Origin of the sequence: Cupriavidus sp. D39 (assembly GCF_026627925.1) — a bacterium.
In the GTDB taxonomy this organism is placed as follows: domain Bacteria; phylum Pseudomonadota; class Gammaproteobacteria; order Burkholderiales; family Burkholderiaceae; genus Cupriavidus; species Cupriavidus ulmosensis.
This window is the reverse complement of sequence record NZ_JAPNLE010000009.1, coordinates 1,064,126-1,091,105: the sequence shown is the minus strand read 5'-3', so window position 1 is coordinate 1,091,105 and position 26,980 is coordinate 1,064,126. Positions and strand designations below refer to the sequence as shown.

Sequence of the window (26,980 nt, the reverse complement as noted above, 5' to 3'; positions counted from 1 at the left end):
CGCACCATCCAGGAGACTACACATGGCGCACTTTAACGCGGCAGGCCCTGCCGTGAGTCACGGCGGCTGGCTGCACAACCGATGGTTCCAGCTTTGTATCGGTGTGGTCTGCATGGGACTGGTGGCGAACCTCCAGTACGGCTGGACGCTGTTCGTCACCCCCATGAATGCCAAGCATCACTGGGGTGAATCCGCTATCCAGGTCGCTTTTTCCATCTTCATCGTGACCGAGACCTGGCTGGTGCCGCTGGAGGGCTGGCTGGTCGACAAGCTAGGGCCGCGCCCCGTGGTGGCGGGCGGCGCGCTTTGCGTCGGACTAGCCTGGGTGATCAACGCCTATGCCACCAGCCTGCCCCAGTTGTACTTCGCCGCAGTGGTGGCCGGCATCGGCGCCGGGGGCGTCTACGGCACCTGTGTGGGCAACGCGCTCAAATGGTTTCCCGACAAGCGGGGCCTCGCCGCCGGCCTTACCGCGGCGGGCTTCGGTGCTGGCTCGGCGCTGACGGTGATTCCGATCGCCAATATGATCCAGCGCGCCGGCTACGAGCAGGCCTTCCTCACCTTCGGCATCCTGCAGGGCGTGTGCATCTTCCTGATGGCGCTGTTGCTGGTCAAGCCGCGACCGCCCAAGGGTGTAGCCGCAGCCAAGGCTGTGCTGACCAACCCGGTCGAGTTCACGCCGGGGCAAATGGTGAAGACGCCGGTATTCTGGATCATCTATGCGTCCTTCGTCGCGGTGGCGGCCGGCGGCATCATGGCCACCGCGCAGTTGGGGCCCATTGCCAAGGACTTCGGCTTCGCCTCGATGCCAGTGACCATGCTGGGCTTCACGCTGCCGCTGCTCACCATGACGCTGTCGATCGACAACCTCTGCAATGGCCTCACGCGCCCGCTGTGCGGTTTCATCTCCGACCGCATCGGCCGCGAGAACACCATGTTTTTCATCTTCATTGGCGAGGGCCTGGCGCTACTGGGCCTGATGACGTTCGGCCACAACCCTTACTGGTTCATGGGTTTCGCGGCGCTGACCTTTCTCTTCTGGGGCGAGATCTTCTCGATTTTCCCGGCCCTGTGCGCGGACACCTTCGGCAGCAAGTTCGCGGCCGCCAATGCCGGCACGCTCTATACCGCAAAGGGCACCGCGGCGATCCTGGTGCCGCTGGCTTCGGTATTATCGGCGCGGGGCAGTTGGGACGCGGTGTTCACGGTGGCGGCACTGGTCACCATTGCCGCCGGCCTGTCCGCCAAGTTCGTGCTGGCGCCGATACGAAGGCGCTTCATTACCGGCCATGCCGCGGCGCTCACGCCCGTCACCGACAGCCAGGCCTGCTTGGCCCCGCTATCCGCGCGCAAGGGGAAGTAAAGGCAGCAGAAATGGACCGGTCCGTGCGACGCGGGCGGACTTTCGTGACGCTACCGGGCGAGTTCGCCGCAGCCGCAAGAGGAGACAGCCCATGCCCATGCCGCTGAAGCAATTGCACAGCCAACCCGGCGAAAGGGAGGGCCGACCATGAATGTCTCGCAACGAGCCGGCAAGCTATAACGCTCGAAATTCGTCTGCAACGGCTTTCCAATGGCACCAGACATTGGTTTGCGGGTGGTAGGTGCCGATACAGCCAGTGGTCCGCGTTCTTGTCCGTTCTTATCTTGTCCGTTCTTAAAGAGACACACGACGAGCACCGCCTGGTCCTGTGCAATCACATCCACGCGATCTCTAACCCGAAGACGGTTGTTTGCACTCGCGTTGATACCGGCGTCGACCTGGCAAGCGATATTCAGTGCATCAACGCATTGGTTAATCAATTTATCAAGGGGATTTTATGATTAAAGATTTTGAATAGAATTTGATGTTTTTCATTGTCGAGCCATGGAAATGGACGGCACGGAAATATATCGTGCGCAAGCAAGTTAAATCGAAACCTCCCGACCTGTTCACGGTCGGCGTAGTTCCAGGAGACAGCCATGAAAAGACAGAACGTGCACCGCGGTGCGCTGGCCGCCGTATGCTCGATTGCCGTGTATTTGGTTGCTGCATGCGGAGGGTCAAACGACAACCCCACTCAGGACAACCTCGCTCAGGCAAACCTCACTCAGCCTCATCTGGTGACAAATATTGCGGTGCCGAATGCGACAAACCCGCCGTTCACCTTCGATGTCAGCTATGCCGATCATGGCAAATACTTTTTGGCAGACCGCAACAACAAGGCGATCGATGTGGTCGACACCAGTACGAATAAACTGCTCGAGCAAATCCCGGGTGGCTTTTTGGGCATCGGGGCAAGCCTGGACACCTCGGGACCGAACGGACTGGTAGGCTTGCCTGGCACGACCACGTTGTACGTGGGAGACGTCAATTCGGTTAAGATCATCGACACCTCTTCCCAACTACTTGTCAAGACGATTCCGCTCAATACTTCAGGTACGCGCGTCGACGGAGGCTGTTTCGATTCCGACGATCACCTGGTCGCCATTACAAGTCCAGCCGAGACCCCGCCGTACACGACGTTCATCAACACGGATACGCAGGCCATCGTTGGGCGCTTGACGTTCACCGGTTCGTCGGGCCTCGAGTCATGCGCGTACGACCCGGGCACGAAAAGCATCCTCATCAACAACGACGGAACTGCGGCAAATCCGGACGGCGAACTTGACGTGATCCCGACGAGTTCGATTGTCGCCGGGAAACCGGTCGTCACGAAAGCGTTTCCGCTGGGCTCGTGTGCGCCCAGCGGCCTTGCGCTCGGACCGAACCAGGATGTGATGGTCGGATGCGACCCGGGCGCGGGCAAGCCACTCATTACGCTGATTCTCGACCGCACCAACGGCAACGTGCTCGCGAGACTTCCGTTCGGCGGCGTCGATCAGATTGCCTACGACAACGTGTCGAACCGTTATTTCCTGCCCGCACGGCACTGGACAGCCAATGGCACGGCGGCGGCTTCGGGCTTCACTCCGAAAATGGCTATTGTGGACGGGTCCAGCCGAACGATCATCGCCGAACTGGCGGTGGGCGCCGGCGCGCATTCGGTTGCGGTCGACGGGCCGTCGGGTCAAGTTTATGTGCCATACCTGCCGGGAAAAGACGCGACGTTTCCTAACGCCGGGATCTCGGTGTTCACCGTACGCTGAGCGCAAGGGAGACGGTGCTTGCGTAGTCGCCCGGCTCGCGCCCGGCTCGATCTGCCTGCCTTAGGGTAGATCGAGTCGTCCTGCCAGCCAGCCGCAATGCCGAAGCCCGTGGCAGGCGTCGGGCCTCCTCCTCTCGATGCGCATGCGTCTTATCCCTTCGTGAAGATTTCCAGAAAATGCTTGCTCGGATCCTCGAAATAGATTCTGCGGCAGCCATCGTCCGTGCTGACCTCGCCGGGGCGGCGGCGGTATGGGTCCGACCAGTACATCAGATTGCGCGCGCGGATTCGGGCGAGGCTTTGCTCGAATTCGACGTCGCTGATCAGAAAGGCGTAGTGCTGCAGGGCAACATCGCCTTGCGCGTCCATGAAGTCCAGGGTGACGTCGTTGTCCAGCCGTACGGCAAGAAACGGCCCGAACGGCACGGCCGCGGGACGTCCGAGGATCTCGCAGAAGAAGTCGGCGGACACCTTCTTGTCATGAGAAAAGACGATGGTGTGGTTGAGCTGGATGGCCATGTCGCAATCTCCGGGAAGGCGTATGTGCAAGGACCGGCACGGTGGTGGTGGCAACCACAGGCCCGATCTCGTCGCCGGGAATCAGGGTGGCGGGGATCTGGTCGGTTCCAGCTTTTGCCATTGGCTTTCCGCGCTCTGGATAGAGGGCCGCGCGCTTGGAAATGCGGCGTACACGATCCTCAGCATGTACCTGTATCCGGGCCTGAATATGAGGTTAGCGTGTTGCGGCTGGCGTTACAAAGGCCGTCGGGACTATCGCCCGGTCCGGGCCTATCCTTTTTACATCCCTACTGCCGCGACGAAAGGAGTTAGAAATGACGACTATCTGGACGCTTACCGCAGATGGCAGCCGAGCCCGGATTTTCCAGGCGCACGGGATGGAGCGGGATCTCGAGGAGATCAAGGGCTTCGTCAATCCACTGGGACGTGCCAAGGATGGCGAGTTGCGCGACGATGCGCAGGGACGCTTTGCCGGCAAGGGCGAACCGATGCATTCGATGGCGCCGCGGATCGATCAGGCCGAAAAAGAACGTGTCGAGTTTGCCCGCATGCTGAGCCAATATCTCGAACAGGCGCGCGTGGAGCAGCGTTACGACAAGCTCCGCCTCGCCGCCGCGCCGAAGTTCCTAGGCATGCTGCGCGAGCACCTTGACAAGGAAGTGCAGAAGGTGGTGTTCGAGGAGCTCAACGAGGATATCTCCAGGCTGGGCGCGCGCGAGGTGCAAAGCCGTCTCGCCGCCCGCTGAGCTTGGCCCCGGCGTTGGCCTGGATCCCCGCTCGGACTTTCCGTTTTGCCCAGGCCAGCGCGGCGCGCCGCCGAAGCGAATCGCGATGCCTTTCCTGAACGTCCACGCCGCATCGCGGCGTGGGCGTGCCGGCACCTGAGTCCAACGGAACCGCTTCCTGCTTCATGTGAGCTTGTTCCACGGTGGCGCCGATCCGGTGCCGTACCGATCATGCGCGCGCTGGGCATGGGTCTGGATCGTTACCGGGCTAGGCGACCGTCCCTCGGCCCTCGCCCGCAGAACCCATCTAGCCTCGACGCCGCGCGCTCACAAGAAAGTGCAGATAAGTGCTGCAAGTTCCACTTTATTACTTGTGGCTCAGATCTTCCTGGTCACCGAAAAAGGGGGCGCGTGCGGTCATTCGACGTCACAGCGGCTCAACCAGCCGCCTGTTGCTGTTGCGGCAGTATTCTGCACAGGCCGCGCGTGCCGAGTTGGCGGCGCCGTGCACGAATAGCGGCGCGTCGGCGCGCCGCGACATCGACACCACGATGGACGGAGGCGCGGGCTGCAGCGGTAACTCCACGACTTCGCCGCTCTCGATCAGCTTGTCGACGAACAGGCGCGGAATAGCGGCCACGCCGAAACCGTCGCGCACGAGCTGCACGATCACGGCAATCGACGGCGACCCGGTAATTCGGGTTTCCGACAGTGGCACACCGTTGGCTCCCGCGAGTTTGGCCACGATGTCCTCCAGCGCGCGATGCGGCGCGGTCCCTCGACCGAACGTCAGGATGGGATGCTGCAGCACCTGTCTGGCGAGCCCGCCGCGCGCGTGCGACAGCAAGCCTGCGCGCGCTACCCAGTGCACGGGATAGTTGGCAAGTGCATTGCACACCACGTTGGTTTCGTCGCTGCCTTCGACGCGAATGATGAGATCGAGTTCGTCGGCAATCAGCCTGCGCTGGAGCACCACGCTCACATCGGCGGTCAGTTCGACTTCCAGCTGGGGGTAGTCTGCGGCGAGCCGTCGCATGTAGTTCGGCAACCAACTGTGCACCACGGTCTCGATCACGCCCAGGCGCAGGCGCCCGCGGATTTTGCTGTCGCCCGAGGCGGCGGCCTGCAGCCGCCGTGCGGCCTCAACCACGCCCTTGGCGTATCCGAGCAGGTACTCGCCATTGGGTGTCAGGCGAAATTCGCGACTCTCCCGATCGACCAGCGCGGTTTGCAGCTCATCTTCCAGTGCCTTTATCCGTTGGGAAATGGCAGCAGGCGTCGCGTGCAGCGCGGCGGCTGTCGCACGAAAGCTGTGCAATTTGGCCAGCGTGACAAAGGTTTCGAGGAATCGCGTATTCATCAGGCGGTGGAGCGGATCGCTGCAGAAGGCGTCAAATTGCCGCGGATATCCCGGCAATTAGCGTTCGTCCCGCTTTGGCACCAGCTCGGTGCGGGTAGGGGAAAACCCGCAAAATTGTTAAGAAATTCTATACGGAGGTGCCAACAAAAAGTCGTTGGCGATAAAAAATTTTACTCTCTATCGTTCAATGCATACACGACAACGTCATAACGACATGAGAACGCAGATGCCCGAGAACCTGATGCCTTTCGACTTTCGCCAGGCCGTGCGCAGCGGCCAGTTCCGTGGCCCAACTGCAGGCTATTGCGGCGACTACGCCCAAGCCAACCTGGCCATCCTGCCGTCGGCGCACGCCAGCGATTTCCTGCGCTTCTGCCAGACCAATCCGAAGCCGTGTCCATTGTTGGGCGTAGGTGAGCCGGGGCAATGGCATGTGCCGGTACTCGGGCGCGAGGTGGATATTCGCAACGACGTGCCTGCGTATAACGTCTATCGCGACGGGCGGCTCGCCGAAGAAACCGAATCGCTGGCCGACCTGTGGCAGAACGACTTCGTGGTGTTCGCCATCGGCTGCTCGTTCTCGTTCGAACAGATGCTGGCTAAGGAGGGCATTCCGTTGCGCCACGTCGAGGAAGGCCGCAACGTGCCGATGTACCGCACCAGGATCGCGAACCGGCGCGCGGGCGTTTTCGGTGGCGACCTGGTGGTATCGATGCGGCCCATGCGCGGTGCCGATGCGATTCGCGCCGTGCAGATCACCAGCCGTTTCCCTGCCGTCCATGGTGCGCCAATTCACATCGGCGACCCGGCCGAACTGGGGATCGAAGACCTGGCCAGGCCCGAGTTCGGGGATCCCGTCACGATCAAGCCGGGCGAGTTGCCGGTCTACTGGGCCTGCGGCGTCACACCCCAGACCGCGATCATGGCCGCCAGGTTGCCGCTGGCGGTCGCGCACAAGCCCGGCCACATGCTGGTGACCGATATCAAGAACGCCTCGCTTGCCGTGTTTTAGGCCGCCGGAGCAACGCGGTCCGTTTTCCCTTAGCAAGGCCGGACGCCGAAGACCACCGGCGGTTACCGAAGGATCCGCGCGAGGCGGAAGGCCGTACTCATCCACCAAAGGGGGCCGGCCCCGGTACTCGCGCGAAATACCGTTCACCCTACGCGCCTAGGAGCGTTTCATGGACAACAACACCCCCGCGGCGGCGGCTGCCGCCAATCCCGCAACGGTTTCCTCCCTGGCACCAGCCGCGCCCGTCGACGCCGGCGGCAGCCTGTTCTCCTGGTATGGCGATGCGTCGCCGCGCGAGAAACGCGCCTTCTGGAGTTGCAAGGTCGGCTACATGCTCGACGGCATGGATACGCAGATGCTCTCGTTCGTCATTCCGACGCTGATCGCTACCTGGGGTATCAGCCTGGCCGACGCCGGCTTCATCGGCACGCTCACATTGCTGGCTTCGGCACTGGGCGGCTGGGTTGCCGGCATCTTGTCGGACCGCATCGGCCGGGTGCGGACGCTGCAATTGACGGTGGTGTGGTTCGCGGTCTTCACCGGCTTGTGCGGACTGGCGCAAAATTACGAGCAGCTCCTGGCTGCGCGTGCGCTGATGGGCTTCGGCTTCGGCGGTGAATGGACCGCCGGTGCCGTGCTGATCGGGGAGGTGATCCGCGCCAAGGATCGCGGCAAGGCTGTCGGCCTCGTGCAGTCGGGCTGGGCGATTGGCTGGGGGTTGACGGCCATCCTGTATTCCGTGCTGTTCTCGGTCATGCCCGCTGAACTGGCGTGGCGCGCGCTGTTTCTCATCGGCCTGCTCCCGGCGCTGCTGGTGGTAGTCATCCGCCGCTATGTGAAGGAGCCTGACGTCTACGAAAAGGAGAAGGCGGCGCAAGGCAAGGCGAGCGATCGTCCCCGTTTCACGGAGATCTTCAGCCCGAAGCTGCTGTCGACGACGGTGCGCGCGGCGCTGCTGGCGACTGGCGCACAAGGCGGATACTATGCGATCACTACCTGGCTGCCGACGTACCTGAAGACCGAACGTCACCTGACTGTGATGGGGACGGGGGCTACCTGGCCATGATCATCTTCGGCTCGTGGATCGGCTACCTCGTCAGTTCCTATCTGACCGACAGGCTTGGCCGCAAGCCGAACTTCATTCTCTTCGCGGTGGGCTCGATGACGGTTGCCTTTGGCTACACGATGCTGCCGTTGAGCAACAGTGCCATGTTCTGGCTCGGCTTTCCGCTCGGCTTCTTCGCTTCGGGGATTTTCAGTGGCATGGGCGCGTTCCTGACCGAGCTGTTCCCGACGCGGGTGCGTGGCTCAGGCCAGGGCTTTTGCTACAACTTCGGCCGGGCTGTCGGTGCACTCTTTCCCTTCCTGATCGGCGCGCTGTCCAAGCAATATGGTCTCGGCGCTAGCATCGGCATCTTCGCCGCGGCGGCCTATGGCGTGCTGATCATTGCCGCGCTGACGCTGCCGGAAACCCGTGGCCGCGAGCTCGAAGCCGCCGGCATGTAAGTCCCCGGCAGCCGGCGCCAGGGCGCCGGCCGCCACCTCGACCCGTATCCTCCTTACCCCTTGTCCGGCGAGCCGTGCCTTGCGCGCGGCTCGCGGGCGGATTCGTCGGCGCAGCGCGCGCTAGCGCTGCGCTCCACACCTGGCAATTCTGGCATTTCGCATCATGACTCAACTGAATACTCCCGCACCGCAGATGGATTCCCGCTGGCAATTCTGGATCGACCGGGGAGGCACTTTCACGGACATCGTCGCGCGCCGGCCTGACGGCACCCTCACGACCCACAAGCTGCTGTCGGAAAATCCTGAGCAGTACCGCGATGCCGCCGTCGCGGGCATTCGTCACTTGCTGGGCCTGGCCGCCGGAGAGCCGATCACCTCGGCGCAGGTGGAAATGGTCAAGATGGGCACTACCGTGGCGACCAACGCGTTGCTGGAGCGCAAGGGCGAGCCCACCACGCTGGTGACCACGCGCGGCTTCCGCGATGCGCTGCGCATTGCCTACCAGAACCGGCCGCGACTGTTCGATCTCGATATCGTGCTGCCCGAGTCTCTGTACGACGAAGTGGTGGAGATAGACGAGCGCATCGGCGCGCACGGCGAGGTGGTGAGCGAACTCGACCTGCAGAGCGCCCGCCGTGCGCTCGAGGCCGTGTACGGCAAGGGCACGCGCGCGCTGGCCATCGTGCTCATGCACGGCTATCGTCACCAGGCGCACGAGAAGGCCGTGGCCGCGCTGGCCCGCGAGATCGGCTTTGCGCAAGTGTCCGTCTCGCACGAGGTGTCGCCGTTGATGAAGCTGGTCTCCCGCGGCGACACGACCGTCGTGGACGCGTACCTGTCGCCGATCCTGCGCCGCTATGTCGAGCAGGTGGCCGGCGAGATGCCCGGCGTCAACCTGCAGTTCATGCAGAGCAGCGGCGGCCTGACGCGCGCCGACAACTTCCAGGGCAAGGATGCCATCCTGTCCGGGCCCGCCGGCGGCATCGTCGGCATGGTGAGGGCGTCCACGCAAGCCGGCTTCCCGCGCGTGATCGGCTTTGACATGGGCGGCACCTCCACCGATGTCTCGCACTATCACGGCGAGTTCGAACGCGTGTTCGAGACCCAGGTGGCAGGGTGCGCATGCGCGCGCCCATGATGAGCATCCACACGGTGGCAGCGGGCGGCGGCTCCGTGCTGGGGTTCGATGGCACGCGCCTGCGCGTGGGGCCGGAATCGGCCGGCGCCAATCCGGGGCCGGCGGCATATCGCCGCGGCGGTCCGCTTGCGGTCACGGATTGCAACGTGATGCTAGGCAAGATCCAGCCCGAATACTTCCCGAAGATGTTCGGACCGCAGGCGAACGAGGCGCTCGACCGCGACGCCGTGGTGCGCAAGTTCACCGCGCTGGCCGACGAGATCGCCGCGGCGACCGGCAAGCGCCAGACCCCCGAAGCCCTGGCCGAGGGCTTCCTGGAGATCGCGATCGGCAGCATGGCCAATGCGATCAAGAAGATCTCGGTACAGCGCGGCCACGATGTCTCGAACTATGTACTGACGACGTTCGGCGGCGCGGGCGGCCAGCATGCATGCGGCGTGGCCGATGCGCTGGGCATGACGCAGGTGCTGGCGCATCCGCTGGCAGGTGTCTTGTCGGCGTATGGCATGGGCCTCGCGGAACAGACGGCGATGCGCGAGCGCGCGGTCGAATCGATACTGAGCGACGCGGCATTGCCCGAACTCGAGGCCGCGCTCGACGCGCTGTCCGCCAACGCGCAACGCAGCCTCCTCGCGCAGGGCGTGGCGGCTGAGCGCATCGATACGATCCGGCGCGTGCATCTGCGCTACGACGGCACCGACTCGGCCATCGCAGTGCCGTTCGGCTCCGTGGCGGATATGCGTGCGGCGTTCGAGGCAGCTTATCGCCAGCGTTACTCCTTCCTGATTGACGGCGCGCAGCTGATTGCCGAAGTGGCATCCGTCGAGGCCATCGGGCGCTCGGACGCGCCGGTGGACATCGCACCGCTCGTCCGGCGCGAATCGGGGCGCCGCAGCGCGTGGCAACCGTGCGCATGTACGCCAGCGGCGCCTGGCTCGACACCGGCCTGTTCCAGCGTGAAGCGCTACTCGCCGGGGATACGCTCGACGGTCCCGCGATCGTGGCGGAAAAGAGCGGAACCACGGTGATCGAGCCGGGATGGCGCGGCGAGATGACTACGCAGGGCAACCTGGTGCTCACGCGGGTGCTTGCGCGTGCCGCGCGGCGTGCGCCCGATACAGCCGTCGATCCGGTGCGCCTCGAGATCTTCAACAACCTGTTCATGTCGATCGCGGAGCAGATGGGCCTGCGTTTGCAGAACACGGCGTACTCCGTGAACATCAAGGAGCGGCTCGATTTCTCCTGCGCGATCTTTGACCGCGACGGCAATCTCATTGCCAATGCCCCGCACATGCCGGTACATCTCGGCTCGATGGGCGAGAGTATTCGGACCGTGATCGAACGTAATCGCGGCAAGATGCGTGACGGCGATGTCTTCATGCTCAACGATCCGTACCATGGCGGTACCCATCTGCCGGACGTGACCGTCATTACACCGGTCTTCCATGAGCGCGGTGCGGAGCCTCTGTTCTATGTGGGCTCGCGCGGCCACCATGCGGACATCGGCGGCACCACGCCGGGCTCCATGCCCCCCGACTCGCGTCACGTCGAGGAGGAGGGCGTGCTGATCGACAACTGGCAGTTGATCGCGGGCGGCACGCTGCGCGATGCCGACACGCGCGCGTTGCTGGCCTCGGGGCGCTATCCCGCGCGCAACATCGACCAGAACATGGCTGACCTGCGCGCCCAGGTGGCGGCGAACCAGAAGGGCGTGGACGAGCTGCGTCGCATGGTGGGCGCGTTCGGCCGCGATGTGGTGCTGGCCTATATGGGCCACGTGCAGGACAACGCGCAAGCCGCGGTGCGCCGCGTCGTCGGCGCCTTGAAGGACAGCCGCTACCGCTATCCGCTCGACAATGGCGCCGTGATCGAAGTGGCGATTCGTGTCGACCCCGACAAGCAAGGCGCGACGATCGACTTCACCGGAACGTCGGCGCAGTTGCCGAACAATTTCAACGCGCCGAAGGCGGTCTGCATGGCGGCGGTGCTGTATGTGTTCCGCACGCTGGTGAAGGACGACATCCCGCTCAATGCCGGCTGCCTCAAGCCGTTGCGCGTGATCGTCCCGGAGGGGTCGATGCTAAACCCTGTCTTTCCAGCGGCGGTGGTATCGGGCAACGTGGAAACGTCGTCCGCGATCACGAACGCGCTCTATGGTGCGCTGGGGGTTGTGGCGTCGAGCCAGGGAACGATGAACAACTTCACGTTCGGCAACGCCCGCTACCAGTACTACGAGACCATCTCCGGCGGCAGCGGCGCAGGCGACGGCTACCATGGTACCGATACGGTCCAGACGCATATGACCAACTCGCGCCTGACGGATCCGGAGATTCTCGAGTGGCGCTATCCGGTCAGGCTCGACAGCCACGTGATCCGCCACGGCTCGGGCGGCGCCGGGCGCTGGCGGGGCGGCAACGGCGCGATCCGACGCGTGCGCTTCCTGACGCCAATGATCGCCTCGATCTTGTCGAACAACCGCGTGCACGCGCCTTTCGGCGTGGCGGGCGGTGGCGCCGGTGCACTCGGCAACAACTACATTGAGCGCGCGAACGGCACCCGGGATGCGTTACCGCACATCGGCAGGGCCGAGATGCAGCCGGGCGACGTCTTCGTGATCGAGACGCCCGGAGGGGAGGGTACGGCCGCGAATAGGCGAAAGCACCGCAACCGCTGTTGCCCCGCTCGTGAGCAGCCTTCCGACGCTGGTGCCTCGCGATGGCAACAAGCTGTATCAGGTGGCGGCGGGCTACGCATCGGCAGACAACGTGGCGAGGCAGCTGGAGCGCGTGCTGGACGCGGTATGTGCGGCGGCCTGATACGGTGGCTGGGGATGGTTGTTGAAACGCTTGCCTTGCCGGCAGGCGGCTGAATGAGGGCCCGGAAACATCCTTCCGGGCCCTTCGCGTTAGCCGAAAGTGAAGACGAAGGCCTGGACGCCCGGGTCCAGGAAACGGATGTCGAGGGTGTGCTCGCCGACCGCACCCGACTGGCGAACGAGCTGGTAGAGCTTGGTCTGCGTGACGGTGCCGTTGCCATCCGCGTCCGCGATGTATCGGCGACGGGCGGGGCCGGTAAGGAACGGTGTCAAGGCCACAGTCCGATACGTTGCGATACAAAGCGGGGCGCCTGCGGTGCGCCGGTTCAGGCACACCTTGCTTTCCGGCAGGCATGCCGGGCTCCCTTTGCAAAGACCCCGAGCGCGGCATCCTGCGGCCCTTCGGGGTGCGGCCTGCCCTTGTTCCCATAACCCTTCCTTCTCGCAACCGCGACGATCGATTAACCGCGACGATCGATTTTGTATTCGTTTGTATCGCTTGCCCAGTGCGATACGTGTGCTCACAGCGCTACCGCCAAGTCGCTACGGACCAGATACATCGGTCGCCTTAAATGCATCCAGTAGCGCGGCGGCGGCAGCAAAGAGCAGAGGATCCCGCCGGCGTTGCAACATTGGCCGCGCCGGACACCGGCGCAACGGTTCTACACGTAACTTTGGAACTCATCATGAGAATCATCAACGTCGCAACCTTTACAAAGCGCTTTGTCTCGATCGTTGCCCTTGCGGCCGCCGCGGGCGGGGTACAGGCCGTGTCCGCGGCCGACCTGGCTTCCGGTCATGGCTATGGCCCTGGCGCCGCCGCTGCGCGCATCGGAGAGCGTGACCCGTTCACTGACGGCGCGCGTATTGACAAGCGAGACGTCTACACGGATGGCGCCCGCAATGTGGATGGCTCCGCCCGATTCGCTGCAAGCCTGGATCGCATCGGCGTCTGGGCGCCGCCTGCCCGAAGTGCAGTTGCCGCGGCCACGCTCGCCCGCATCAGCAATCGCGATGGCTATACCGAAGGCGAACATGCCGCAGATCCCCGCTTGGTCGGATAGCGCGTCCCGCAGCGGTGATGACCGCTCGGTTTGATCGTATGTGCCTGGACATTCAGCTTTCGTCTCCTGGTTCGCCGGGCAACGGCACCAATCCGGAACAGCTGTTCGCCGCCGGCTGGTCGGCCTGCTTCATTGGTGCGATGGGGATCGCTGCTGGCAAGATCAAGGTCGCTCTCCCGCCTGACTTGGCCGTTGACGCAGAAGTGGACCTGGGCACAGCTGGAGGCGTTTTCCTGCTTCAAGCTCGTCTCAATGTCCGCGTGCCGGGTCTGGAGCGCGAAGTCGCCCAGGCGCTGGTGGACGCCGCGCACCAGACCTGTCCATACTCCAAAGCCACACGGGGCAATATCGACGTCGTGATCAACCTGGTCTAAGCCGGCGCTTTCGCGAAGCTAGCCTGTCCGAGCTGTTCGGGCAGGCAACCTCTCTACCCCCTGAAACGCCCATCCCGAGGACCGCAAGTGTTGAGTACCGCCAATACTGCGAACGCCCCCACCGCGTGGAGTGGAACCTGGATAAAGTCTCCTGGTACCTGAGGAACAACGCGCATGCGTTGGTCAACTACGGCGCTCCGCATCGAAAGGGCCTGCCGATCAGCAGTAGCATCGCGGAGTCCGCGGTGAACCAGGTCGTCAGCCATCGCATGGCCAAGAAGCGACAGATGCGCTGGACGGACGAAGGGGCGCACTGCATGGTGCAGGTCAGGGTCGCGGTTTTGAATGGGGAACTCTCACCCGACCGCATCTCGGCGCTCGAGATCGCCGCCTCGCGTCACAGCAAATCCATCGGGCCAGCATCGCCAAACCGGCACCGGCCAACGAACAGAATTAACCGTGACATCCTCGCCGCAAACCAGGGCGCCTGACGAAATAGGCCTCCCCAACTTTTGCACGCCCTCCTTCACGCTGGCTGCGTCATACCACCGGCTCGCACATGACGGCCCAGCAGGTCGACAAGCGCTTCGTGCAGATCGACTTCGGGCACGCCTCGCGGCTAGGCGCGAATAATGGCAGGAGTACGCACAGACCAGGATTGCCTCATGCCGGGGCAGGGCTTCGCTAGGCATTCCGAGTACGCCGCGCCGGCATGGCTGGTTGCGCTATGCCTTGGCAAGATGGCGCTCAAACCATTGGGTCGCCAGCCGAGCGACCGTTTCCAGTGCGCCGGGCTCTTCGAACAAGTGGGTGGCACCAGGCACAATGTCAAGTTCCTTTTGGCATATAAGCAAGGCAAATGCCGCCTCATTTCGTTCGATCACGCTTGAATCGAGCCCTCCAATGATCAACAAGGTAGGCGCAAGCAACTTTGCGAGAGCGTCACGACCCGCCAGATCGACTCTGCCACCTCGTGACACGATAGCGCGGATTCGGGTTGGCGACGTGCTCGCGGCACGGATTGCCGCGGCGGCGCCGATGCTCGCCCCAAAGTAGCCCAACGGCAGCGGTATCGCCTGCTGCTGTGCCACCCACTTTGTCGCCTGCACTAGCCGCTCAGCCAGGAGATCAACGTCGAAACGGGTGGCCGGGATGCTGTCCTCCTGCGGCAATAGGAGGTCCATCAGCAGCGTTCCCATGCCGCTCCGATTGAGTTCGGCGGCCACGTACTTGTTCCGCGGGCTATGTCGGGAACTGCCGCTACCATGCGCAAACAATACCAAGGAGCCGGCACCCGGCGGCAGTGTGAGTATGCCCTGCAGGTACACGTTCCCGGCCGGGATCACAACTTCCCGTGCCGCTGAGTCAGTCCACATGGCGCGATCCCTCATCAGATGCGCTTTGACGCGTGCAGCCTTACAGCCGCTTCCTTCCCTGATCACTATAGTAGGGCGGACGGAGCAGCGTGGCGAGTTGCCGTCTCGTATCGGCATCGGTGCGCCAGCCGCCAACGCTCTCACGGCCATCCAATCCGGTGGGCGTTCCCGGTAGCCTGATGGCGGACGTCGTCCTCCGTATGCAGGTAGGCGCTGGTGGTCGAGATGGAGGCGTGCCCGAAATTGTCCCGCCCAAAGCGCAGGTTGAGCTGCTGATCCGTCATGTGGCTGCCGGCGGTGTGACGCAACCAGTGCGCTGACGCGCTGGCCAGCACGTCAGTTAGCCTTCCCAATCGGGGCCGCGTGCAAGCAGACGGTCGGCCGCCATCGCGAACACTTCCTTGAACACCAGGCGCAGGGCGCCGCGACAAGGGCCGCTCCTTGTCGGCGATCGGCAGAGCGGTACCACCGGTGAAGACAGAGGCGCGCGAAGTACTATGCAGCACCCCTAGATCAACCGTTGGAATGCCAATGTTATCATTTGGTATACTTAGATGGGGATTTGGCCTTTTGAACGCATGAGCCGTGCAGAATGCGTTGCCTGGTTCGTGCAGTATGAGATTCCCTGTAGTCTTCGCTTACCAATATTCCCTATGACACTACAACCAAAACAGAGTATGGCCGCCGAGATCAAGGCTGCCATCGAGGCAGAGATCGAGAGTGGTAAGCTACCGCCGGGGACGCTGCTGGACGAACGCACGCTGGCTGAGCGCTTTGGTGTATCCCGTACGCCGGTGCGCGAGGCCTTGCAGCAGCTTGCGGTACAGAATCTCGTGCGCATCGCTCCCCGTGTCGGCGTCTTCGTGTCACGGCTGTCGGTCACGCAACTGCGTGAAACGCTCGAGTTGCTTGGCGAACTCGAGGCCGTCGCGGCCAAACTTGCGGCGCGGCGGATGGACGACGAGCAGCGGTTGTTGCTTGAGGCGAGCATGGCGCAGTGCGTCGAGGCGTCCAACGATAACAATGGGAAACGATTTGCCGAGGCCAATGCTGCGTTCCATGACCTGATCTATTCCGGCAGCCACAACGAATACCTTGCCCAGCAGATTCACGGCATCCGGCGTCTGATGCAGCGCTATCGGCCAAAGATTTTCCTGACGCCGGCGCAACGGCAGAAAGCATTGCAAGACCATCAGAAACTGGCTGATGCGATTCTCCATGGCGACGAGATCGCGGCGCATGACGCCATGCTCCAGCATGCGCCGGTGGGGACCACCGGATTTTCCGAGTTTCTCTCGACGCTGCCGGCGAGTTACCTCGAAAACGAGGTGGGGCAGGGTGGTTCGCCCTCCGCGGCAACATCCGGCACCAAGCGGCCGAGGGGTGGCGGTACCTCCGAGGAAGGCGACGCCAAGCCCAGGGCCAGACGCGGCCTGAGCCGCGCCACTGCTAGCTGATTTCGCATGCCCCCAGGGGTGGGGGCGGGCATCGGCCCAAAACTCGCTCCGGCCGGCCGCCGGAGCTGCGCTTAGAACTTATGCCGCATGCCGATGGCAACCCCGATCTGATTGTGCTCATTGGCGGCAAGCTGGTACGCAGCAATGGCACCGTTGAAGTTCTCGAAGTTCAGCGCAGCGTTCTTCGTGTATGCGGTGCTCAGGTAAACGTCGGTGCGCTTGGACAGGGAATAGTCCGCGATGAACGTGAGCTGCCACGGGTTGCTGGGGTTAGTGCTGCCGGTTGCCGTGCGCAGGGAGCGCAGGTTGTCGTAGTACACGACGCCAGTCAATACCAGTGCCTGCGTTGCCTGGTAGTTCAGGCCGAGCCAGAAGATATCGTCACGCGCGACCGTCCCGGCAGCCGGCGCGTCGTTCTTTCCATAGCGGTAGGCGGCCTGGGCGAGCAAACTCGGTGTGATCTGGTAACGCACGCCGACCGCTGCCTTCTGGGCCCGCGTGTAGTTGCCGCCGGTCGCAGGGCCATTCACATTGTCGTAAGCGATGGCGATGCCGCCTGATCCGAACGAATAATCAACGCCCGCGCCATAGCCGGCCGAGCCTTGCATCGAACCGGGTTGCTCACCGAAGCTCCAGTGCGCTTCGGTCGTCAGCGGGCCGAAACTGCCATGGTACTTCACCATATTGTTTTCTCGAAGCGACCCACCGGCAATTTGCGTCACTGGCTCGTACAGCGTGGCATATGCGGTGGGCGAGTAGTTCGCCATGATCAGGAAGAGCGACGTGTATTGCCGCCCGAGCGTCAGTTGATGGCTGCCGGACGCAAGCCCCACCCATGCCTGGCGTCCGAACAGCAGGCCGCCCTGCCCGGATGTGCCTGTGTCGATGTTGAAGCCACTTTCCAGGGCAAAGATCGCTTTGTTTCCGCCGCCGAGATCTTCGGCGCCACGCAAGCCCCAGCGGCTCGGGGACAGCCCCCGAATTCAGCGCTACTTTCGAATGGCCGTTGGCACCGCTGCCCAGGTTGTGATTGGTGTACTCGATATTGGCATCAACGACCCCATACAGGGTGACCGATGACTGGGCAAATGCCGCCATGCTTGCGATGGCGCATCCAACGCCGACGATACTTTTCTTCATGAACCTTCTCCTCCGTATTGATCCAGGTTGCGCTCTGGTTTCCGTATTGGCGAGTTCGTGCTTCCGGATTCCATAATCGCATATTGGTATTCGTATGGCTCTTAGTGGTATACGTTAATGTTGTTCAGTGAATACGAAATTATCGATTTGCGCACGGGCGAGGCCAGGGAAATGCGGTGGGGCGCAGCAGCCGGGCACGCAATGTGCGCACGCATTGGCGTGCGACCCGGACGCAAGCCCGGGTCGGATTTGCGCCTCATCAAGCGGTGGAGCAAGCCAAGCGTGCCGAGTCCACGGCCTGCCCGCCGCGCGCCTATGGCGCCGGCCATGCCGTCTTGTTCTCAGGTGCGCATTTGTAGATCGGCAAAACGCCCGTTCTCTCGTGCCAGGCGCTCGAGCAGGGGAGCAGGCTGCCACCAGAAGCCATGCTGTTCGTGGAAGCGCTTGATGTCCGCGTAGACCTTGGCCAGCCCGATGCGGTCGGCGTAGTACATTGGCCCGCCGTGGTGAGCCGGGAATCCATAGCCTGTGACGTAGACGATGTCGATATCGCTTGGGCGCAGCGCGATGCCTTGCTCGAGGAGTCTCGCGCCTTCATTGATCATGCCGTAAAGGCAGCGTTTGATGATCTCCTCCTCGGAAATCGGCTGGCGCGCGATCCCCAGCCGGGCCGACTCGCGAACGATGAAGTCTTCGACCACCGGATCGCGCAGCGGCGTGCGGCTGCCCGGCTCGTAGCGGTACCAGCCGGCTCCACTCTTTTGCCCGAGCCGTCCCATCTCCGTCAGCTGCATGATCAGGTCGTTCCAGCGCCGATCATTGGGCCGCGTCGCCATCTGGGCCTTGCGTGTTTGGTAGCCAACATCGTTGCCGGCCATGTCGTGAACAGCGAAGATGCCCATGGCATAGCCGAAGCGTGTCAAGGCCTGGTCGACCTCGTGGGGTAATGCGCCTTCTTCGAGCAGGAAGTGCGCTTCGCGCGTGTAGTTGCGGAACAGCGCATTGCCGATAAAGCCGGGATAGATGCGCGCGAGCACGGAGATCTTGCCCATGCGCCGGCCGAGTTCCATCAGCGTGGCGATGACGTCCGGGGCGGTTCGCTGCGCGCGCACGACTTCCAGCAGGCGCATGACATGCGCCGGACTGAAGAAATGGGCGCCTACGACGTCCTGATGCCTTTGCGTGACCGCGGCAATCGCGTCGACATCCAGCCCCGAGGTGTTGGTGGCGAGGATAGCCCCCGGTTTGGCGATGGTGTCAAGTTGGCGGAATATCTGCTGTTTGAGCGCCAGGTCCTCGAAGACGGCTTCGATCACGAGGTCCGCGTGCCTTGCTTGTGCCATGTCGATCGCGCCGCTGATCAGGGCGATGCGCCGGTCCATTTCAGACCGTTCCAGCCGACCGCGCGAAACGCTGCCGGTGTAGTTGTCGCGCACCCGGCGCAGGCCGCCATCCAGGGCTTCCTGGCCGCTATCGATCAGGGTCACCGGAATGCCGATGTTGGCGAGCGCCATGGCGATGCCGCCGCCCATGGTTCCGGCGCCGATCACGGCCACGCTGCCGATCGGGCGAAGCGGCAGGTCAGCGCGGATATCGGGAATCCTCGCCGCCTCGGCCTCGGCGAAGCGGATATGGGCTGCCGCGGCATCGCGCTGGGCCTGTGTATCGGGCTCTGTGCGGGCGTCGTTGTCAGGAGACGTAGCGGTCATGGTCATATTCAGTCCAGTTGGGTTCCGGGGGCGACGAGCGGCTTGGCCCGCCCTTCGACGAATTCGCGCAGACGCTCGGCGGTCTCCGGGGAGCGCGCCATGTTGGAGTTCAGGTACTCCATGAACAGGCCGTCGTCGTGCGACAGGTCGTTGATGCGCGGCAATACGTTGGTGATGCGCCAGTTGGTGTCGGGCGTGTTCTGCGCGATCTTCGCTGCCAGCTCACGCGCCTTATCCAGCGCCTTGCCCGCCGGCACAACGTAGCGCACGATATGCTCGCGCTCGCCTTCGGCTGCCGTTAGCAGGCGGCCAGTCAGCATCATGTCGGCCATGACGGTGTAGCCGACCACCCGTTGTACGCGGACCGTGCCGCCTCCGCCGACGAAGATGCCGCGCTGGCCTTCGGGCAGTCCGAAGAACGCCGATTCGTCCGCCACGCGGATATGCGCCGCCGTGGCCAGTTCGAGGCCGCCGCCCACCACGGCGCCATGCAGCGCAGCAACGAACGGGATGGGGCCGCGGGCAATGATGTCGAACACCTCATGCCATGAATGGCGCCGGCGTTTGCGCGGGCGCACAGCCTCGCCAGCCGCGCGTGCCAGGGCTTCCTTCAGGTCCAGGCCTGCGCAGAAGTTGCTGCCATGTCCGAACAGCACGCCGACGTCGGCTTCTTCGCCGGCGCGTACCACGGCATCGCGCAGGGCACAAATCACCTCTTCATTGATGGCGTTGCGCTTGTCGGGACGGTTCAGGCCGATCAGTGCGACCGGGCCTTCGAGTTCGTAGGTAACGAGTTCGGCGCTCATATCTGTCACTCCATTGAGTAGGGAAATCGGGGTTTCGTAGGTTCTGCAGGACTAGAGATCCAGCACCAGCTTGCTGCCCTTCGCGCCTGAACAGCAGATCATCATGCGTTGATTCGACGCCTTTTCCGCCTCGCTGAGCACCAGGTCGCGGTGGTCCGGCAACCCTGCGAGCACGCGTACCTCGCAGGTGCCGCAAATGCCCTCCTGGCACGAGTACGGCGGCTCGATGCCGGCACTGAGCAGACAGTCGAGAATGGTCTGTCCGCTGGCTATCTCGATGCTGCGGCCGCTGCGCGCCAGTTCGACGGTGAAGCCGCCTGCGGTGGCGGCGCTCTCGCGCGCAGCGAAATATTCCCTGTGCACTCGCTCGGGCGGCAGGCCGGCGGTGGCTTGCTCGAAGGCGTCCAGCATGGGCAGCGGGCCGCAGCAGTAGACATGGGCGCCGGCCGGCAGCGCGGCGGTGATGGCGGCGATGTCGAGCATGCTGGCGCCGGGCTCGCGGTCGAAGCTGAGCTGGAGCGTGGCCCCGGAATCGTCCCGCAGTGCCTGCAGGGTCTCGACGAAGGCGGCATTCTTGCGTGTGCGTGCCGCGTAGAAGAGTTGCCACGGCCGGCCCAGCGTCTGCAGGCGGCGGATCATGCCGAGGACCGGCGTGATGCCGATGCCGCCGGCAATGAAGACGCTCGACGCGGCCGCTTCCTCGAGCGGGAAGTTATTGCGCGGCGCACTGACGGTCAGGGTGTCGCCCGGGCGCAGCACTTCGTGCAGATAGCGCGAGCCGCCGCGACTCTGCGGGTCCTTGTTGACGCCGATCAGGTAGCGATGCCGTTCTTGCGGCGAGTTGAACAGGGAATAGTTGCGGATCAAGCCGTTGGGCAGATGCACGTCGATGTGCGCCCCGGCTTCGAACGGCGGGAGTTCCTTGTGCGGGGCTACCGGCCAGAGTTCGTAGCTGAGGATGCCTTCCGCTTCCCAGGTAATGGATTTGACCCTGACTTGCAGTGTCTCGGTAATGCTCATGGGTGTCTCCCGGGGTTGGGCCTGCGTGGGTTCGTGGCGGATGGCTTTGGCTAGATCTCGACCACGTCAATGTCCTTGAGCTTCACGCCCGTGGCTGCCTCGTAGGCGCGCTTGACCTCGTCCGGCTGGCCGGCGTGGAAAATGAAGTGGAACAACAGCTTGTTCCACTTCGGATGGTTGGCGTACTGCTCCAGCGCCAGGCCCTCCAGGAAGAAGGCGCGCGAGTCGCAGGGCAGCATCACGCGATGGTTGGCCTGCGGATCGCGGATCAGCCCCTTGGGATCCCGGCCCTGCGCCACGGCGTCGATATCGTCGAACAGGCGGCGGCGGATCATGGCGATGCCGCGGTCGCTGGCGCCGAGGTTCTCCTGGCTGCGGTCGGTGACACGGCCCTGGCCGACCCAGGCGATGATGTCCTGGTTAATGACATGGCTTGAGATCCATCGGCCGGTGCGCGCGTCGCGGATCGGACTGGTCCACGAAGGGATCACGGCTTGCTCGTAGGGCTCGGCCTCGCGTGGCACGCGGATGAAGGACCAGGTCACGCTCAGCGTGTTCTCGTCGTCGACGGGAACACGCCATTCGAAGTGGTCGCCAAGAAAGAACCCATTGGGCCACAGGCAGACGCGGCCGATGGTCCATAGCGGATGGTGCTCGTCCGTGCCTTCGCTGATGCGTTTGTAGAGGAAGCCGTGCTCGAATTCCTCGAAATCGAGCCGCAGGTGCCGTGGCGCGTAGCTTGCGGAATCGCCGCGCAGCCGGCGGCCCCAGTTGGCATGCATCCACTCGAAGTGCACCGGATCGATTGAGTTCTCTTGTGCTTGCAGCCAGTTGCAGGGCACCTCGGCAAAGACCACCTGGACGAAGCCGTTGCGCCAGCTGAACGGCTCCCAGTCCGGCAGCAGTGGCGCCGGCTGCGGACCCATATAGGCCCATAGCATGCCGGCCTTGGCCTGGACCTGGTAGGCCTTGAGGCGCACGCGCGCCTTCAGCCTGCCATGCGGATCGGCCATTTGCTCGAAGGGCTGGTCTACGCAGCGGCCCTGCTGGTCGTATTGCCAGCCGTGGTAGTTGCAGCGCAGCCCGCATTGCTCGACATAGCCGTAGGCCAGGTCGGCGCGGCGGTGTGCGCAATGCCGGTCAACCAGGCCGTAGGTACCGCTCAGGTCCTTGTAGAGCACCAGGTCCTCGCCCATCAGGCGCACCCGCTTGATGGGGTTGCGGTCCAGTTCGTCGATGCCGGCGATCGGGTGCCAGTGTCGCCTCAACACTTCTCCCATTGGCGCGTCCGGCCCCACTTGGGTCAGCTGACAATTCTTGTCCTCACTAAGCATTGGCGTGTTCCCGCGGGCGATCGGCTACTCCGGCTTGAAGCCGGACGCCTTGATGATGGGTTCCCAGGCCGCGAGCTCCGCGCGCTGCCGGCGGGCCATATCCTGGGCATCGATAAAGTCCGGCACTACCGCCAGGCGCTTCATCAGGAACTCATTGGTTTGCGGCATGGACAGAATCTTGCGCAACGCCTGCTGCATCCGTTCGAGCTCGGCCCCCGGGGTTCCGGCTGGCGCCCACATTGCGGTCCAGCCGTCGCCGGAGGTCACGTTGATGCCTTGCTCGGCCATGGTCGGGATATCCGGAGCCAGAGGCGAGCGCTTCGCGCTGAAAATGCCGATCATCCGCACCTTGCCGGTGCGGTGGTACTTCAGCATGTCGTCCAGCAACGTCACGGCCGCGGGTACGTGGCCTCCCACCAGGTCGTTGATCAGGGGCGGCGTGCCCTTGTAGGGCGCCACCGACAGCGCGATGCCAGCCGCCCTGGCGAACTGCATCCCGAGAAAGTGGTTCATGCCACCCAGGCCCGGCGTGCCGAAGACGGCGCTGTCGGGATGCTTCCTGACCCAATCCACGAATTCGCGCGCATTGCTGACGCCCGTATCCATCCGTACTGCCATCCCCAATGGGTAAGAGACCAGGCCGGCCACCGGAGCAAAGTCGCGCCAGAGGTTCCACCTGAGCTGCGGCCCGAAGACCAGCGTCTGGAAGGTCGGCGTGGCGTTGGGGGCGATCATGTAGGCGAGGCCGTCCGGCTTCGCCGCCATCAGCACGTCCGCGGCGAGACGGCCGCCAACGCCGACATGGCTTTCAATGATGACCGGCTGCTCCAGGATCTGCGGCAGCCAGTCGGCGAAGTAACGGGCGATCGCGTCGGTGCCGCCGCCGGGCGGCAGCCCTAGCAGGATGCGGATCACGGGCTTTCCCTGCATGCCGGCGTACGCTGCGGCAGGCGCGGCGAGGCCCGCGCACGCCGCCAGCAGGAGCCGGCGTCGGCGGTAGCTTGTCATGCTTGTCTCCGTATTTTCTTGTGACGGTGCGGATGGCTCAGGGCGTTTGCGTCAGCGTGCGCCAGTCGCTGCCTGCCGGCAGCACGCCACCTACGGACGCCGCCTTGGCGTAGTCGAGATCTGGGTTGTCGGCCAGCGTCGGCGTCTTGCCCGCCGTGAACTCGCGCACGGACTTGAGCAGAGCCTGCCGCACACGCAGCACCGCGCCGTCGGCCGAGCAGAGCTGTTCGGTGGTGCGGTCCACGATGGGCCCCTGGCCGATAAACATGGCGAAGTCCTCGGTGCCCAGGTGTTGCGGGAACCCGGTGGCATGGCCGCGCTTCATCAGGTCGCGGTTCTGGCCCCAGTTGTTTTCCGGACCGCCCGGTGGCAGCGGTGGGAAATCCCACACATCGGGAGTGGCCGACATCACCGTCATGCCCAGCGGCCGGTGCGGGTTGAAATGCACGAACCAGGCGCGGTGCGTGACATCGTCCACCGGCGTGGAGAAGAACACCGTGCCGGGGCCCTTGGCATCGGGCGCGCAGATGATGCCGTACCACGGCATGACGAAGCTTGTTGACGCGCGCGTAGATCTTGTCGTCGGGCAGGGCGCGCACGGCGGCGTAGCGGTAGCCATACGGCATGTCTTCGAATTCCAGCCGCGGCGCCAGCGCCTGGGTCATGTGCAGGCGCTCGTTGCCCGCGCCGGCGGTAATCTGCGTGGTGGATTCATGCAGCACGCCGACGTGTGAAGAGTCCATCGAGGCTTCCACGCCCTGCACCCAGTTGGTCGGCACTTCCTGGCTGGTGACCGAACGCTGGTCGTGCGGCAGGCGGGTGAACGGCAAGTCGGGGAACTTGGGCGGCTGCTCGCCTTTGCCAAGCCACACCCAGACAATGCCGCCGCGTTCTTCCACGCTATAGCGGTTGACGCGCACGTGCTTGCAGAACTGCGCCTGATCGCCCACGTGGTTCGGCGCATCGATGACCTCGCCGCTGGCATTGATCTTCCAGCCGTGGAAGAGGCAACGCAGGCCGTTGTCTTCGTTGCGGCCCATCAGCAGGGAAGCCTTGCGGTGCGGGCATTGCTCGTCGAGCACGCCGACATGGCCGTCGGTGGCGCGAAACGCCACGTAGTTGGTGCCCAGCAGCCGCACGCGCACCGGCGCACCGTCCGCTTCCAGCTTGGCCGAGGGTACGGCCGGGATCCAGTAATGCTGGCGGATCATCTCGCCCATCGGCGCGCCGTTCTCCACGCGGGTAAGCAATTCATTGTCTTGGCGGGTCATGGCCATGTTCAGCACTCCTCGTCTTTGCGGAAGGCGCGCGAGTAGACGCGGGTGCAATTGCACTCGAAGATGTTCCTGCGCTCTTGCTCGCTGAGCCAGTCGATGCTCTCGATCACCGGCTTCATGTCGTCATAATCGCGTCCGGAGACCGGATCGCGCGCGCTGCCGGTGCCCGGCTTTTCCGTGCCGAACAGCACGTTGTCGGTGCCGGCTACCTTGAGCAGCAGCTCAATGGCTTCCTTGGAATAGTTGCAGGTGTCGAAGTACAAGCGCTTGATCTGTTCGTCGAAGCTCACCGTATCGCCCTTGCGGACCGACCATGAGCGAAAACGTCCCATCTGGTAGGGAATCGCGCCGCCGCCATGTGCCACGACGATCTTCAGGCCCGGGTATGTGTCGAAGACCTTGGAGCCCAGCAGCGAGACGATGGCAATGCTCTCTTCGTTGATGAACTTCAGGGTATAGGACTCGCGCGCGCTGCAGCTGCCGGCCGAGTGGATCAGGCCCGGTACGTCGAGTTTGGTCATGGCATCGTATAGCGGATACCAGAACGGATCGCCCAGGCCGGGAGGCGTCGGGCCTTCGCCTTCGGTCGGGTCGGGGTTGATCAGGCAGCCGACAAAGCCGAGTTCCTTGACGCAGCGTTCCAGCTCGGGCACTGCGCGCAGCGCCGGCGATTCGTTCATGTATTGGGGCAATCCCGCGACACCGCGGAAACGGTCCGGGAACAGCGCCACGAAGCGTGCGATCAGGTCGTTGCAATGGCGCGACCACAATTCGGTCACGCGGCCGGGCTTGACCGAGTGCATCTGCAAGTAGGGACGCGGCGAAATGAACTGCACGTCGGTGCCGACGTTGTCCATGCTCTGAACCAGTTCTTCGGCCACCTTGCGCACGGAAGCATCCGGCACCTTCGGCGTGGTTGACGGGTTGGCACGGCCTCCTACCAGCTCCGCCATGTAGCGGAAGCTTTCGGGAGGCATGACGATATGCGCGTGGGAATCGATGATCATGAGGTTCAGCCTTTGGTTTCGCTGGCCACAACGGCCATGCATTCAAGTTGCAGCAACATGCCGTGCTGGAGGTCGTGTACGACGATGTGCCGCGCGGGACGGTCGAGGGGTCCGGGAAATAGTGCAGCCACTCACCGTTGACCGCCTCGCGCACGCTGTTGTCCTTCACGTAGACGGTGAGCTTGACCAGGTCGGCGAGGGTCGCGCCCCCGACTTCAAGCAGCCGCTGCAGGTTCGAAAAGGCCAGTTCCGCCTGCGCAGCGGCATCCGCCGGGAGTCTGCCTGTGGCGGGATCCTTGCCGGCAATCGCCGAGGAGCAGATGATGTTGCCCACGCGAGCGCCGACCGGGATCGGCGCGTTGTGCGCCAGGCCGGGGACATCGAGCGAGCGGAGCGTACGTGTCATGGAATGCCTCTGTCAGGGCGTTTCGGTGCTGGTTTCGCCTGCGAAGAAGTTCATCGGCACAGTGGCCAGGAACTCGGAAAAGCCGGTGGTACCGGCGGGCACGTGCAACAGCATCGCGGCGCCTGCCTGCAGTTCGTCACCGGACTGGATGGCGCGCGCGATCTCCTGGTGATCGCTCAGGGACCTGGCGATCTGGCTCCTGTTCAGGAAATCCTGGGTGCGGTAGCGCTGCAGGCGCCTGCGTGCCTGGCGGATATGCTCGGCCAGATACGTATTGCGGCAGCCCGCGTAAATTGCCTCGTGGAACAGGGCATTGGCGGCCGCATACGCTTGCTGGCCGCCTGTCTCCGCGGCTTGCCGGCAGTGGTGAATGCCCGCGTCGAGCGTGGCGTGCAGGCTTTCGTCGGCTCGCCGGGCGGCCAGCCTGGCGCACAGCGACTCAAGTTCCCCCACGTATTCGAGCATTGCCCGCACTTTGCTGATCGAAAGCCGCGCCACGGTTGCACACTGACGCGGCGCGATACAGACCAGTTCGCGTGCCGCAAGCTGCTGCAACGCTTCGCGAACGGGCGTGCGCGACACGTCGAAGCGGACCGCCAGCGCACGCTCATCCAGCGCGCTGCCAGGTGGCAGGATGCCTTTTTCGATTTCCTCCTCCAGCGTGGCGCGAATGTCTATGGCGAGGCCCGTGCGCGGCACTGGATCGGCTGCCGCGGACAAGGCCATCCCCTCGCTAGGGAGAGGGCGGGTGCGAACGGAGGTTGAAGTCATCAGCGGTTTACGTTGAAGGTCACGGCCG

The 26,980-nt window shown here is 63.8% G+C and carries 19 protein-coding genes and 8 pseudogenes; 11 read left to right on the top strand and 16 right to left on the bottom strand.

The genetic code is table 11. From position 1 onward, the window contains the following. The first annotated feature begins 22 nt into the window (after positions 1–22). Positions 23–1,363, top strand: a complete 1,341-nt coding sequence (gene oxlT, locus OMK73_RS16930; RefSeq protein ID WP_267603033.1) for an oxalate/formate MFS antiporter — start codon at positions 23–25, stop codon at positions 1,361–1,363. A gap of 599 nt (positions 1,364–1,962) precedes the next feature. Beyond that, positions 1,963–3,129 carry a hypothetical protein gene (locus OMK73_RS16925; protein ID WP_267603032.1) on the top strand — a complete coding sequence of 389 codons (1,167 nt, stop codon included), beginning with the start codon at positions 1,963–1,965 and terminating at the stop codon, positions 3,127–3,129. A gap of 149 nt (positions 3,130–3,278) precedes the next feature. Here OMK73_RS16925 and OMK73_RS16920 read toward each other — a convergent pair whose 3' ends face one another. Beyond that, a complete protein-coding gene (locus tag OMK73_RS16920; RefSeq protein WP_267603031.1) occupies positions 3,279–3,647 on the bottom strand; it encodes a VOC family protein in 369 nt (122 codons plus the stop codon). Between the two features lie 314 nt (positions 3,648–3,961). On the opposite strand from OMK73_RS16920, the gene OMK73_RS16915 reads away from it, so the two are divergent. Further along, on the top strand, positions 3,962–4,393 hold the full coding sequence (locus OMK73_RS16915; protein WP_267603030.1) for a host attachment protein: 432 nt from the start codon (positions 3,962–3,964) through the stop codon (positions 4,391–4,393). Between the two features lie 406 nt (positions 4,394–4,799). Here OMK73_RS16915 and OMK73_RS16910 read toward each other — a convergent pair whose 3' ends face one another. Next, entirely contained in the window at positions 4,800–5,732 is a 933-nt protein-coding gene (locus tag OMK73_RS16910) for a LysR family transcriptional regulator (protein ID WP_267603029.1), read from the bottom strand. A gap of 238 nt (positions 5,733–5,970) precedes the next feature. Here OMK73_RS16910 and OMK73_RS16905 point away from each other — a divergent pair, with 238 nt between their 5' ends. The 3 genes and pseudogenes from OMK73_RS16905 to OMK73_RS16895 form a co-directional block, all read left to right on the top strand. Continuing rightward, positions 5,971–6,744, top strand: a complete 774-nt coding sequence (locus OMK73_RS16905; RefSeq protein ID WP_267606411.1) for a putative hydro-lyase — start codon at positions 5,971–5,973, stop codon at positions 6,742–6,744. Positions 6,745–6,913: 169 nt separating this feature from the next. Then, positions 6,914–8,250: pseudogene (locus tag OMK73_RS16900) on the top strand (MFS transporter). Between the two features lie 163 nt (positions 8,251–8,413). Beyond that, positions 8,414–12,035 (top strand): annotated as a pseudogene (locus OMK73_RS16895) (hydantoinase B/oxoprolinase family protein); the annotation flags it as partial. A gap of 258 nt (positions 12,036–12,293) precedes the next feature. On the opposite strand, the pseudogene OMK73_RS16890 reads toward OMK73_RS16895, so the two are convergent. After that, positions 12,294–12,428: pseudogene (locus tag OMK73_RS16890) on the bottom strand (hypothetical protein); the annotation flags it as partial. Between the two features lie 461 nt (positions 12,429–12,889). On the opposite strand from OMK73_RS16890, the gene OMK73_RS16885 reads away from it, so the two are divergent. The 3 genes and pseudogenes from OMK73_RS16885 to OMK73_RS16875 form a co-directional block, all read left to right on the top strand. Then, positions 12,890–13,267: a hypothetical protein gene (locus OMK73_RS16885; protein WP_267603027.1), complete on the top strand. Its 378-nt coding sequence runs from the start codon at positions 12,890–12,892 to the stop codon at positions 13,265–13,267. A 17-nt stretch (positions 13,268–13,284) separates the two neighbouring features. Next, entirely contained in the window at positions 13,285–13,641 is a 357-nt protein-coding gene (locus OMK73_RS16880) for an organic hydroperoxide resistance protein (RefSeq protein ID WP_267606410.1), read from the top strand. Positions 13,642–13,823: 182 nt separating this feature from the next. After that, a pseudogene (locus tag OMK73_RS16875) lies at positions 13,824–14,006 on the top strand (ISKra4 family transposase); the annotation flags it as partial. Positions 14,007–14,366: 360 nt separating this feature from the next. Here OMK73_RS16875 and OMK73_RS16865 read toward each other — a convergent pair. Together OMK73_RS16865 and OMK73_RS16860 are read right to left on the bottom strand one after the other, a co-directional pair. Then, the gene (locus tag OMK73_RS16865) at positions 14,367–15,017 is read right to left on the bottom strand and encodes a dienelactone hydrolase family protein (protein ID WP_267606409.1); all 651 of its coding nucleotides are present in this window, start codon (positions 15,015–15,017) and stop codon (positions 14,367–14,369) included. 140 nt (positions 15,018–15,157) lie between these two features. After that, positions 15,158–15,475, bottom strand: a pseudogene (locus OMK73_RS16860) (tyrosine-type recombinase/integrase); the annotation flags it as partial. A gap of 219 nt (positions 15,476–15,694) precedes the next feature. On the opposite strand from OMK73_RS16860, the gene OMK73_RS16855 reads away from it, so the two are divergent. Further along, a complete protein-coding gene (locus tag OMK73_RS16855) occupies positions 15,695–16,474 on the top strand; it encodes a GntR family transcriptional regulator (protein ID WP_324291746.1) in 780 nt (259 codons plus the stop codon). A 71-nt stretch (positions 16,475–16,545) separates the two neighbouring features. Here OMK73_RS16855 and OMK73_RS16850 read toward each other — a convergent pair. From OMK73_RS16850 to OMK73_RS16820, 7 genes and pseudogenes are all read right to left on the bottom strand, one after another. Next, a pseudogene (locus OMK73_RS16850) lies at positions 16,546–17,614 on the bottom strand (porin). Between the two features lie 341 nt (positions 17,615–17,955). Beyond that, positions 17,956–19,329: a 3-hydroxyacyl-CoA dehydrogenase gene (locus OMK73_RS16845; RefSeq protein ID WP_267603024.1), complete on the bottom strand. Its 1,374-nt coding sequence runs from the start codon at positions 19,327–19,329 to the stop codon at positions 17,956–17,958. Positions 19,330–19,331: 2 nt separating this feature from the next. Continuing rightward, positions 19,332–20,129, bottom strand: coding sequence for a crotonase/enoyl-CoA hydratase family protein (locus tag OMK73_RS16840; protein WP_267603023.1), 798 nt, complete (start codon positions 20,127–20,129; stop codon positions 19,332–19,334). Between the two features lie 51 nt (positions 20,130–20,180). After that, complete coding sequence (locus OMK73_RS16835) at positions 20,181–21,149, bottom strand: PDR/VanB family oxidoreductase (RefSeq protein WP_267603022.1); 969 nt, start codon at positions 21,147–21,149, stop codon at positions 20,181–20,183. A gap of 50 nt (positions 21,150–21,199) precedes the next feature. Beyond that, complete coding sequence (locus OMK73_RS16830; RefSeq protein WP_267606408.1) at positions 21,200–22,420, bottom strand: aromatic ring-hydroxylating dioxygenase subunit alpha; 1,221 nt, start codon at positions 22,418–22,420, stop codon at positions 21,200–21,202. Positions 22,421–22,507: 87 nt separating this feature from the next. Then, a complete protein-coding gene (locus OMK73_RS16825; RefSeq protein WP_267603021.1) occupies positions 22,508–23,491 on the bottom strand; it encodes a tripartite tricarboxylate transporter substrate-binding protein in 984 nt (327 codons plus the stop codon). A 37-nt stretch (positions 23,492–23,528) separates the two neighbouring features. Next, positions 23,529–24,038, bottom strand: coding sequence for a hypothetical protein (locus tag OMK73_RS16820; RefSeq protein ID WP_267603020.1), 510 nt, complete (start codon positions 24,036–24,038; stop codon positions 23,529–23,531). Here OMK73_RS16820 and OMK73_RS16815 point away from each other — a divergent pair. After that, a complete protein-coding gene (locus tag OMK73_RS16815) occupies positions 24,037–24,225 on the top strand; it encodes a hypothetical protein (RefSeq protein ID WP_267603019.1) in 189 nt (62 codons plus the stop codon). The genes OMK73_RS16820 and OMK73_RS16815 overlap by 2 nt on opposite strands. Here the strand turns inward: OMK73_RS16815 and OMK73_RS16810 are convergent. The 4 genes and pseudogenes from OMK73_RS16810 to OMK73_RS16795 all read right to left on the bottom strand — a co-directional run. After that, positions 24,142–24,702 (bottom strand): annotated as a pseudogene (locus OMK73_RS16810) (Rieske 2Fe-2S domain-containing protein); the annotation flags it as partial. The gene OMK73_RS16815 and the pseudogene OMK73_RS16810 overlap by 84 nt on opposite strands. 68 nt (positions 24,703–24,770) lie before the next feature. Then, positions 24,771–25,775: an amidohydrolase family protein gene (locus tag OMK73_RS16805; protein WP_267603018.1), complete on the bottom strand. Its 1,005-nt coding sequence runs from the start codon at positions 25,773–25,775 to the stop codon at positions 24,771–24,773. Positions 25,776–25,929: 154 nt separating this feature from the next. After that, positions 25,930–26,181 (bottom strand): annotated as a pseudogene (locus OMK73_RS16800) (RidA family protein); the annotation flags it as partial. Between the two features lie 12 nt (positions 26,182–26,193). Beyond that, positions 26,194–26,901, bottom strand: coding sequence for a GntR family transcriptional regulator (locus tag OMK73_RS16795; RefSeq protein ID WP_267603017.1), 708 nt, complete (start codon positions 26,899–26,901; stop codon positions 26,194–26,196). Positions 26,902–26,980 lie beyond the last annotated feature (79 nt).